The sequence below is a fragment of the Burkholderia sp. 9777_1386 genome, from assembly GCF_015712265.1.
Classification (GTDB): Bacteria; Pseudomonadota; Gammaproteobacteria; order Burkholderiales; family Burkholderiaceae; genus Burkholderia; species Burkholderia cenocepacia.
The window spans coordinates 34,071-45,056 of record NZ_JACCQB010000053.1 but is presented as its reverse complement, the minus strand read 5'-3'; the positions used below and the strand labels follow the sequence as shown (position 1 = coordinate 45,056).

Genomic DNA, 10,986 nt, shown 5'->3' with positions numbered 1-10,986 from the left:
TCCGCCTCGTCCCTTTTTTGATAGGAGACCTGATCTTTAGGGCGATCGGAACAACCTGTGTCGTCGCAGATCCGTACCGTGTTCCCGGTGACGGACGGATCCTGCGCGCACGCGGCCAACAGCAACAGCAGCCCCGGTGCGAGTAAACGGCGATACATGGGTATTTTCCTCACGTTTCATTGGCGCCGTATTGCTTCGCGCGCTCGCCCGCGAGCATGCCCCCGGCCGGTGCGGGGCGCGGCGAACATCGTCCGCGGGCCCGCGTGCCAAGGCTCTCTCAGGTCCTCTTTTCGGCTTGAAACATCGTTGCAGCGTCTGACACGGCAGAAAACGGCACGCGGTAAACCCGCTCTTGTTCTGTCTCTTTAATCCACGCAATATCGATCGCTGCTTACTGGCTTCAAATGATACATATCGGTCTATCTAATAGTCAAGATGACTTGATAACCGGCTCGACAAGCGAAGATTGTCGGGGCGGAACGGCCGTCAGACAGCGCCAGGAGGCCGATTTCATCGACCGGCATGATGCTAGAATAATCGGTCTATGCTGTTGAAATATCGAGGAGGAAGCCGTTCGTGCGAGCCAACAAACGCCAGCTGGTGGTAGACAAAGCGACCGAACTGTTCTCCAGGCATGGATTTCACCCGGTGGGCGTCGACTGGATCATCGACGATTCCGGTGTCGCGCGAATGACGCTGTACCGGCATTTTGCGAGCAAGGACGAGCTCATCCGCGAAGTGCTGGTCCAGCGCTACGACCTGATCGTCGGCAGCATCGACGCGCAGTTGCAGCACGTCGTCGATCCGGTCGAGCGCGTCAAGACCGTCTTCGACTGGTATGAAGCGTGGTTCCGCACACCCGAATTTGCCGGCTGCCTGTTCGAGCGTGCGCTGGCCGAATTCGGCACCGCTTATGCGCCGATCTCGGATGTCGCGATCCGCTATCGCCGCAAGATGGTCGAATGGATGGCCGAACTGATCGAAGCCGTCGTGCCGGCCGAAACCGCCAACCGGCTGGCGACCGTCTTCATGATGCTGTTGGACGGCGCCACGGTCGAAGCGCGGGCGTTCAACGATTCCGCGGCGGCCCAGCGCGCATGGCAAGCCGCGCATGCGCTGCTCGAACAGGCGATGCACGCGCCGGTCTCGCCTGCCGAAGGTGCCGGTCGCCCGACGTAACGCAACGTCGCGCGCCGTCGTATTGCAAGCAAACCGAGGTCGGAGGGTGCCGGGGAGGACGACATGCATGACCGGATGCGCTGGATCGGTTTCGCGATGGGTCTGGCGATCGCGTGTACCGGCTGCAAATCGGTGAATGTCAGCCGATATGAAATCCAGAACCGCGATCGAAACGGTCTCACGATCGTTGCGTTCACCACGGAAGACCTGGCATCGCTCGACCGAACGCTGTGGGCCGACCACGTCTACCTCCGCTACACCGTCACGCCGCTCACCATCCGCAAGCGATTCGATACGGGTGAACCCGCGCTCGACGACTATCCGTTTGCTGCGCGGCGGCTCGCCATCCGCGCCCCGTGTCCGGTCCCCACGTCGGACTTCTGTTCGTCCTGGTTCATTCCGTTCCACGATCGCGCGGGGCTGCACGGCCTGGACTATGTGTCGGGGCTCGATGCCAACGAACCCGCGCGCCTGACGTTGCGCATCGGCGGCGGGAGCATGGTCGGGGCCCGGCTGGTATCGAAGGAACACGCGATCGACGTCGACGTGGGCGACAGGGCGAAGCCGACCGGACCGTGAGGCCCGCCCCGGCTGCCGGCGCGGGAAACCGCCCGGGCGGGCACGGCCATTGCGCCTGCCGGACCCCGGGAGGCCCGCGATCATGAACGACAACGATTTGCTCCAGCCCGAGCCGACGGAACCGGACCCGAACGCGGTCACGTGGGTCCGGCGTCTCGGCCCCGGCCTGATCACCGGCGCCGCCGACGACGATCCTTCCGGCATCGGGACATACTCGCAGGCGGGGGCGCAATTCGGCTTCGAACTGCTGTGGTCGCTGCTGCTCACGTATCCGCTGATGACGGCGATCCAGCTGGTCAGCGCGCGAATCGGCCGCGTGACGGGCAAGGGCCTCGCGTCGAACATGCGCAAGCACTACCCGCCATGGCTGCTGTACGGAACGGTCGTACTGCTGATCACGGCCAACGTGATCAACATCGCGGCCGATCTGTCGGCCATGGGCGCGGCCGTCAATTTGCTGCTGCCCGGCCCGCAACAGCTCTACATCGTGTGCCTCGGCGGCGTATCGGTCGTACTGCAGGTTTTCGTCCCGTACGACCGCTATTCACGATTGCTGAAATGGACGGCGTTGACGCTGCTCGCCTATGTCGCGGTCGCCGTCATCGTGCCGGTCGACTGGGCCGACGTCGGCCGCGCGATCGTGCGGCCCCATGCGCAACTGAGCGCCGCCTACCTGACCACGGTCGTCGCCGTGCTCGGCACGACCATCAGCCCGTATCTGTTTTTCTGGCAGGCGTCCCAGGAAGTCGAAGAGTTGCGCTCCGTGCCGAACCAGCGGCCGCTGCAGCGCGTACCGCATCAGGCACCCGCCCAGTTGCGCCGGATCAGCTTCGACACGTGGTTCGGCATGGGCGTGTCGAACGTGATCGCCTTCTTCATCGTGCTGACGGCGGCGGCCACGCTCAACGCGCATCACATCGACGTCAAGACGTCGGCCGATGCCGCGCGGGCGCTCGAGCCGCTTGCCGGTCACTTCGCATACGTGCTGTTCGCGCTCGGCATCGTCGGCACCGGCCTGCTGGCGCTGCCGGTGCTCGCGGGATCGGCCGCCTATGCGGCCGCGGGCACGTTCCGCTGGCGCAACAGCCTCGCGCTGCAGTTGGGCGTCGCGCCCGAGTTCTATGCGGTGATCGTCTTGGCGATCGTCGGCGGGATCGCGTTCACGTTCATGCATTTCGACCCGATCCGCGCGCTTTACTGGAGCGCCGTCATCAACGGCGTGAGCGCCGTTCCGATCATGGCCGTGATGATGCTGATGGCGAGAAGCAAACGGGTCATGGGCGAGTTTGCCGTCAGAGGCGCGCTTGCATGGGGCGGATGGATCGCGACGCTCGCGATGGCGATCGCGGCGATGGGCGTGTTCGTGCCGGGATGAAACCGGCAGCGCGAATGCCGCGGCTCGCGCTCACTCCAGTTCGCCCGTACTCAGTGCGGCGCCGACCGCACGGCGCAGCACGTCCGCGAGCCGCTGGGTTTCGTCGATGCGGGCCTGTTCGATCGCGACGTCCTCGGCGTTGCCCGTGCGGCGCGCCCATTCCTGACGCTCACGCGCAAAAATCATGCGCTCGTGAACCGCGCGGATCGCCCCCCATATCGCATCCTCCGCTTTCTGGGCTTCCGCGTCGTCGAGGGAAAGCGCGGAGAACGCATGCCCGGTATGGCAACGGTATCGCAACGGACGATCGTCGCGCATGCGCCAGAGCACGCCGTTGCAACTGGGGCACGTGAGGGCGGAACGCGTGCCGATTTTGTCAAGCAGTCCCGGATCGACGAGGCCGCCCTCGGCAATCCGGCTCTCATGGTCGAGGTCGCGCAAATCTGCCATTTTTCGCTGCTCCTTCGCACGTGCGCCGTAGACCGCTGCATGAAGGGTCCGCGGCAGTTCTTCCGCCGTCGCGACCGCATCGGCTCCCGCCGCGGCCAGTGCGCTGCGCGGCATCGACGGCGCTTCGCATTCATCGGGGTCCTGAACGATGCCGTAGCCGCCCCGTGCGCGAATCGCCGCCAGGCCGGCCGCGCCGTCATCGAGGTCGCCGCTGAGCACCACGCCGATCGCACCGGCGCCATATTCGCGTGCGGCGGAGCGAAACAGCGGGTCGGCGGCCGGGCGGGCGAAGTTCTCGGCGGCCGTATCGAGCAGCCACAGGTCGCCGCCGCGCACGATCATGTGCCGGTCGGGCGGCGCCACGTAAATTCTGCCCGCCTCCGGCGATTCCCCGTGTAGCGCCTCGCTTGCATCGAGCCTGCCCCATCGCGACAACAACTCGGGCAGGATCGTCCGATGTCGACCAATGTGCTGCACGATGCAAATCGGCACCGGAAAATCCGCGGCAATGCCGGCCACCAACGTCCGGAGGACCGGGAGACCGCCTCGGGACGACGCAATTACCACGATATCTCGACGATCCATAGCGCCCCCTTTGCGGATAGCGCCGCAAATCGGGTTCCTGAGCCGAAATTCCGTCACGGGCGGTAGCAGACGAGGCAATGCGGGTCGGATGGCGGTTGATGCAACCCGCCGACGGGAACGCGCGGCGCGAACCGCGGCGCAAACGACCCGCGACGCACGCGCGGGTCGTCACCGGGCAGGCTTAATGCGTGTCGCCGAGCGCCGCGAGCAACATCCCGAAATCCAGCGGTTTGGACAGGTGAGTGTCGAAGCCGGCCTCCGCCGCGGCCCGGACATCGTCCTGGCGATTACGGCCCGTCAGCGCAACGGTCCGGAGCGTGGCCCAGCGGGGATCGGCCTTGATGTGGCGAATCAACTCATAGCCGTCCATGTCGGGCAGCCCGATGTCGGACACGATGGCGTCGACAGGCGTCTCCGGCAACCTCTCCAGTGCCTCGGCCCCGCTTTTCGCGGCCGTGACCGTTGCCCCCGCGAGTTCCAGCAGCGCCGTGAGCGACAGCGCCGTCTCCTGATCGTCCTCGACCAGCAGCACGCGAAGGCCCGCGATACTCCCCTCCGCCGCGCCGTTGCCGGAAGACACGACGCGCTCGTCGGATGCGGCCGGCAGCCATACCGTCATCGTGGTCCCCCTTCCCTGGCCGTCGGATGCCGCGGCGATCCGGCCGCCGTGCATTTCCACGAGTTGCCGAACGAGCGCCAGCCCGATTCCGAGCCCGCCGCGGGTCCGGTCGCGCGGCGCCTGCCGGAACATGTCGAACACATGCGGCAGCGTATCGCCGTCGATCCCCTGCCCGTCGTCGATCACGTCGACACGCAGCATCCGCCCTTCATGCGCGAGACGCACGACGATCTCGCCATGCGATTGCGTGAACTTGAGCGCGTTGGACATCAGGTTCCAGAAGATCTGCTCGCAACGCACCGGATAGGCGAGCGCGATGGCCGGCTCCGTCGGCAACTCCGTTTTCAGGACCAGGCCGCGCGCGTGCACCTCGCGCTCGCAGGTATCGGCGATACCGCGCAACATCGCCGTCAGGTCGACGCGGCCCAGCTCGAGCGCGAGCTTGCCGGTCTGGATGCGCGACAGATCGAGCAGGTCGTCGATGATCTGCGCCTGGGCGCGCACGGCCTGCCGAATCGAATCCGCGGCTTCGCGCACGGCGGGAATGTCGCGCGTCTCCGGCAGGCGCGGCAGCATTTCCGACTTGACGCCGATCAGGTTGAGCGGATGCCGCAGCTCGTGCGACAGCACGGCGATGAACTCGTCCTTTAGCTGATTCGAACTGAGCGCCTGCTCGCGGGCCGCCTGCTCCCGCGCGAGCGCTTCGCGGTTCGCGTCGTCGCTCTGCTTGCGCAGCGTCATGTCGCGCACGATCTTCGCGAATCCGTTGAACGACGTATCGGAAATCGGCGTAACGACGCCGCTGCAGAAAATCCGGCGCCCGTCCTTGGTCCGGTGCCAGCGCTCGTCGTCCGCGCGGCCTTCCCGGGTCGCAACTTCGCGCTCGCGCATCGGCACGAGCGCCTGTCGATCGTTGGGTTCGTAGATCAACTCCACGTCCTGGCCGATCATCTCTTCTTCCGTATAGCCGAAGATGCGTTCCGCCCCGGCGTTCCAGCTCACGATCGCGCCGTTGCCGTCCTGGATGATGATCGCGTAGTCCTTGGTCGACTGCGCGACCAGGCGCAGGCGCTGCTCGCCCGCGCGAGCCGCCTCTTCCGCATGATGCCGGTCGGTGATGTCGATCAGCGTGATCACCGCGCCGTCGATGTGGTCGTCCGCCGTGCGGTAGGGCAGCAACCGCATCAGATACCACCGGCCGGCCTCGCTCTCGATCTCGCGCTCGATCAACCGCAGCGACTGAAACGACTGCCGGACATCGTCGGCCAGCGTCGGATACCGCAACGCGTGGGTAATGTGGAACAGCGACCGGCCCAGGTCCGTATCGATCAGATTGAAAATGGCCGTCGCGTTCGGCGTAAACCGCTTGACGCGGATTTCCTTGTCGACGAACACGGTCGCGATCTCGCTCGACGCGATGATGTTGTGGAGGTCGTCGTTCGCCTTCGCGGTGTCTTCGATCCTTGCCTGCATTTCGGCGTTGGCCGTGGTCAACTCCTCGTTGACCGATTGCAGTTCCTCCTTGCTGCTTTCGAGCTCCTCGCTCGTGGAGCGCAATTCTTCGTTGATCGCCTGCAGCTCCTCGTTCGACGCCTTCAGTTCCTCGACCGACGTTTCGTACTGCTCGATGATCGTCGCCAGTTGCTCGCGGCTGTGCTGCAGCTCCTGTTCGAGCTGAGCCAGCACCGGATCCTGCCCGCTCGTCTCGGCCTGATCCTCCTCGGTCATGCGGCCGGCCACCTCGTCGAACACGACGAGGAGGAATTCCGCATTCGCGACCTTGTCGTGGAACGGCCGGACCGTCATGTTGATCCACGATACGCGCGTGTCGTGCGCCCACTTGACCCGGCGCGCTTCCACGCTCGTGCCCGTTTGTAGCGCGCGAAAAATCGCGGTGCGCAAATCGAGCCGCAGATCCGGCAGCACCAGCGTCATGATGTTGCTGGACAGCTCGCCGCCGACATGCCTGAGGAACCGGCCGGCGTTATCCGACAGATGAACGACGTTTGATTCCTTGTCGATGATGACGCTCGGCGGCGAATACGTTTCGAGCGCGCGCTGGTGCAGTTCCGCATAGGAGAAATTGCGCTGTGCCGGGCTGGTCGGCACCCGCAGCGGGGGCTGCGGCGCGGCCCGCTCGTCGGATGCACCGGACTCGGCCTGGAACAGCGGCGGAAAGCCCGTGACCGGCTTCGCGCGATGCGTGACGACGCGGGCGCGGTAAATCCGGCGCTTCTTGTCCACGACGGCAAACAGATCGTCCGCCGCGTCGGCCGATTCCGCGGTGCCGAGGAACAGGTAGCCGTTCGGACGCAGCGCGAAATGAAACAGCTCGAGGATTTGCCGCTGCACCGCCCGCTCCAGATAGATCAGCACGTTGCGGCACGAGATCAGGTCGAGATGCGAGAACGGCGGATCGCGCAGCAGGCTGTGCGCGGCGAACAGAATGCGCTCGCGCACCGCCTTGGCGATCACGTAATGTGCGCCGTCCCGCGTGAAATACCGCTGCAGCAGCGCGGCGGGCACGTCGCTCGCGATCGAAAGCGGGTAGGAGCCGGTGCGCGCGCGGACGATCGCCGCCTCATCGATATCGGTCGCGAATACCTGGATGGCCTGGCTCGACATCGCGGCCTCGCGCGCCCGCGCCAGCAACAGCGAGATCGAGTACGCCTCTTCCCCGGTCGCGCATCCGGCTACCCACACGCGCACCTGCTCCTCGCCGGATTCCGACGCGAACAACGAGCCGATCACTTCCTGTTCGAGGAAATCGAACGCTTCGCGATCGCGGAAGAACTGGGTCACGCCGATCAGCATGTCCGCCAGCAGCGCGTTTGCTTCCTCCGGCGCGGCACGCAGGAAATCCCGGTACGCGAGGAGATCGCGCTGGCCGTTGACCTGCATGCGCCGTTCGATACGCCGCAGCACGGTCGCCCGCTTGTACAGCCGGAAATCGTGGCCGGTGCGTACCCGCAGGTGCATCAGAATGTCGGAAAGCGCCCGCTCCGGATCGTTGACCGTCGGCCGATCGACGTGGTGCAGCGATTGCGCGAATTCGACGCTTTGCTGCTCGATGCGGCGCGCATTCGACCAGAGTTCGAGCCACCGTTGCGGCATGTCGGCCGCCGGCAGCACGATATCGACGCGCGCCATGGCAATCGCGTGCTGCGGCATCTCCGCATACTCGGCGTCATCCGGTGTCTGCGCAAGCGTGATGCCGCCCGCCTCCTTGATGCGGCTCAAGCCCGCCGCGCCGTCGGAGCCGGTGCCCGGACATCACGATGCCGATCGCGCGCCAGTCGTGCGCGTCCGCCAGCGTCCGAAAGAAGTGGTCGATCGTGAATGGGGCATCATCGGACTGGCCCCGGCTATGACAGCGAAGGCAGCCGTCCGACATCTCGAGTTGCATGCCCGGCGCGATCACGTAGATGTGGTTCTTTTCGATCGGCACCGTGGACGTCACCTGATGCACCGGCATGCCCGTCGTGCGCTGCAGGACGCTGTCCATGTGGCTGACCTGTTCCGGCGCGAGATGGACGACGACGACGAACGCCATGTCCATGCCCGTCGGCGCGCTCTCGAAAAAGGTCTGCAAGGCCGTCGTACCGCCTGCCGATGCGCCGATGCCCACGACCGGAAACGACAGATCGCTCTTCAACGTGGCGGGCGATGAAAGCCGCTCCTTGCGCGCAGGCGCTTGCCGTGCCATTGAATTCTCCTGATGGTGTTGTGGGGCATCGTGTGCCGACCGCCGATCGATACCGGGTCGCATCGCCCTCGTCCGGGTCGGGGCGTCCCACGCTCCTCCGTGATGCTTCCCCTGCGCCTCCGTGCGCATTGTACGGCACCGGCAAGCGCCGGACCGCCGCTGACCAAGGGCTTGCGATCCCCCATGCGGCGGATCACCGACGGCGTGTGCGCGCGGGACAGCGGGAACCCGAGCGATGAAACGACTGCACCTGCTCGGCTCCGTCCCGCAACGATGCCTCGCCCGCTTTCATCTCGCCTGCGATGTCGCCTACACCGCCGTCAGGATGCCGTGCAGGACCGCCGCGCCTGCGCGCAGGCGTGTCACCGGAACGTCATTCGTGCCGACATACCATCCCCATCGGTCCGCAAGACGCGATGCCGCTCCACGACCGCGAGCGGGAACGAATCGTGCTCATCCGTCGACGGCGCGGACCTAATTTATTTTCTTTGACGAATTCCGTATTACCAGCGAATATTCGCGTCGATCAAGCGGTTAGTACCGCTCACAACACAACGACACGATGCTCGCTCATGCAGTCGGGGACATTACGCTGCTTCGCCAACAGATACTGGATCGAAGGGGAAGAAATGACGCCGTTTTCGCAGGATGTGAGCATCAAGCAAACTGCCGCCGTAGCCAGAGCAGCCACTCCATCGCCCGTTTTCTGGAAGGCTGGGCCGCTCGTCGAAGCCGTTCCGCCCGAGCCGAAATCGACGACCCCGGACCTGCGCGATTTCTTTGCCGCCGCCGCGCTGCAGGGCTTGCTGTCGCGCGACGCCGGGCGCAACGTGTCGACGATCGCCGACTACGAATCGAAGCGCGCGGTCAGCGCCTACCGGCTCGCCGACGAAATGCTGAAAGCGCGCTGAACCCGCACGCCGGCGCGCCGGCCGTCATCCGGCTCGCGCGGCGTCGCGGGCAACCTGGGCCGCCACATTTGCCCGGGCGCTAACGCACCGGCCGTTCAGTTGCCGCCCAACCGTGCAACGATTGCGCCGACCGGCCGCGCCAGCAGAACGACATTCAGCACGACGACGACGGCAGTCGCGCCGCGCGCTGCGCAGCGCGCGATGCGCCCGCTCGTGAACGCGCCCATGACGTCACGTCGGCCGCAGAAGTACACCAGCGCCAGCATCGGTACCGGCAACACGACGGACAGCACGACCTGGCTGATCACGAGCGCCTGCATCGAATCCACGCCCATCCCGACGACGACGAACGCGGGCGCCATCGTGACGAGCCGGCGCAGCCAGACCGGAATCCGGAACCCCACGAAGCCCTGCATGATCATCTGTCCGGCCATCGTGCCGACGACGGAACTCGAGATGCCGGCGCTCATCAGCGACACGAGGAAACAGGTCGCGGCGGCCGGGCCGAGCAACGGCGTCAGCATCCGGTACGCGGTTTCGATCTCCGCGACATCGCGATGGCCGGCATGAAACGCCGCGCTCGCCATCACGATCATCGCCATGTTGATCGCGCCGGCGACGGACAGCGCGACGACCACCTCCCGATCCGAGAACCGCACCATCATCCGGCGCCGCGCGCGATCGAGCCCCGACGCGCGTCGCTGCGTGAGCCCGGAGTGCAGAAACAGCGCATGCGGCATGATCGTCGCGCCGACGATGCCGACCGACACCGTCAACGCGTCGCCGCGCGGCCATTCCGGCACGACGGCATGCCAGCCGACTTCGGCCCACGCGACCGGCGCAATGAACATCTCGGCGAGATAGCAGAGACCGGTCACGCCGACGAACACGCCCACGGCGATTTCCATCGGCCGGAACCCGTTCCGGTCGGCCAGCAGGATGGCGTAGGTCGCGAGCGCCATCACGAACATTCCGGCGAAGGTCGGCAGGTCGAACAGCAGCGACAGCGCGATCGCGCCGCCGAGAAATTCGGCCAGCTCGGTCGCCATCGCGGCCAGCTCGCTCGCGACCCACATGCCGACGACCACCGGCCGCGGGAAATGCGGGCGGCAGAGCTCCGCGAGATTGCGGCCGGTGACGATGCCGAGCCTCGCGGACAGCGACTGGAACAACATCGCGATGCCGTTCGCCATCAGCACGACCCAGAGCAGCGTGTAACCGAACTGCGCGCCGGCCCGGATGTTCGTCGCGAAATTGCCGGGGTCCATATACGCGACCGACGCGACGATCGCCGGCCCCGCGAACGACAGCGCCGCCAGCGGCCCGCGCCGCCGGCCGGCCAACCCCTCGCGCATGTCCGTCGCGGTGCGCTCCGTCGCCGCGTTCCTGTCGAGCGTCGCCATCCGTACTCCTTCACGAAAGCGGCATCGTGCGCCCCCCGCGCGATCCATCCCGCGTACCGCCGACACACCGTGCCGCACCGCCTCCGTGCCGGCGCGACACGGGCTATGCAGCCGAAATGACAACCGCTTGAAAATCCGGCGACGAGGGGGGCGGGCTACGCGACGCGTGCTCGCGCCGC

6 protein-coding genes and 2 pseudogenes are annotated in these 10,986 nt (G+C 66.0%); 4 read left to right on the top strand and 4 right to left on the bottom strand.

Features of this window, described 5'->3' with window-relative positions; genetic code table 11:
* Positions 1-158 (bottom strand): annotated as a pseudogene (locus H0X91_RS28570) (sel1 repeat family protein); the annotation flags it as partial.
* Positions 159-576: 418 nt separating this feature from the next.
* Between H0X91_RS28570 and H0X91_RS28565 the strand changes: the two are divergent.
* The 3 genes from H0X91_RS28565 to H0X91_RS28555 all read left to right on the top strand — a co-directional run bounded on the left by H0X91_RS28565 (position 577) and on the right by H0X91_RS28555 (position 3,133).
* Entirely contained in the window at positions 577-1,179 is a 603-nt protein-coding gene (locus H0X91_RS28565) for a TetR/AcrR family transcriptional regulator (RefSeq protein WP_006485824.1), read from the top strand.
* A 63-nt stretch (positions 1,180-1,242) separates the two neighbouring features.
* Positions 1,243-1,758, top strand: a complete 516-nt coding sequence (locus tag H0X91_RS28560) for a hypothetical protein (protein WP_058903748.1) — start codon at positions 1,243-1,245, stop codon at positions 1,756-1,758.
* Between the two features lie 82 nt (positions 1,759-1,840).
* Positions 1,841-3,133, top strand: coding sequence for an Nramp family divalent metal transporter (locus H0X91_RS28555; protein WP_196433556.1), 1,293 nt, complete (start codon positions 1,841-1,843; stop codon positions 3,131-3,133).
* Positions 3,134-3,163: 30 nt separating this feature from the next.
* Here the strand turns inward: H0X91_RS28555 and H0X91_RS28550 are convergent, their stop codons facing one another.
* Both H0X91_RS28550 and H0X91_RS28545 read right to left on the bottom strand, forming a co-directional pair.
* The gene (locus H0X91_RS28550) at positions 3,164-4,168 is read right to left on the bottom strand and encodes a chemotaxis protein CheB (protein WP_196433555.1); all 1,005 of its coding nucleotides are present in this window, start codon (positions 4,166-4,168) and stop codon (positions 3,164-3,166) included.
* A gap of 181 nt (positions 4,169-4,349) precedes the next feature.
* A pseudogene (locus tag H0X91_RS28545) lies at positions 4,350-8,493 on the bottom strand (CheR family methyltransferase).
* A 629-nt stretch (positions 8,494-9,122) separates the two neighbouring features.
* Between H0X91_RS28545 and H0X91_RS35350 the strand changes: the two are divergent.
* Positions 9,123-9,404, top strand: a complete 282-nt coding sequence (locus H0X91_RS35350; protein WP_006485830.1) for a hypothetical protein — start codon at positions 9,123-9,125, stop codon at positions 9,402-9,404.
* Positions 9,405-9,499: 95 nt separating this feature from the next.
* Here H0X91_RS35350 and H0X91_RS28535 read toward each other — a convergent pair whose 3' ends face one another.
* The gene (locus tag H0X91_RS28535) at positions 9,500-10,807 is read right to left on the bottom strand and encodes an Nramp family divalent metal transporter (RefSeq protein WP_196433554.1); all 1,308 of its coding nucleotides are present in this window, start codon (positions 10,805-10,807) and stop codon (positions 9,500-9,502) included.
* Positions 10,808-10,986 lie beyond the last annotated feature (179 nt).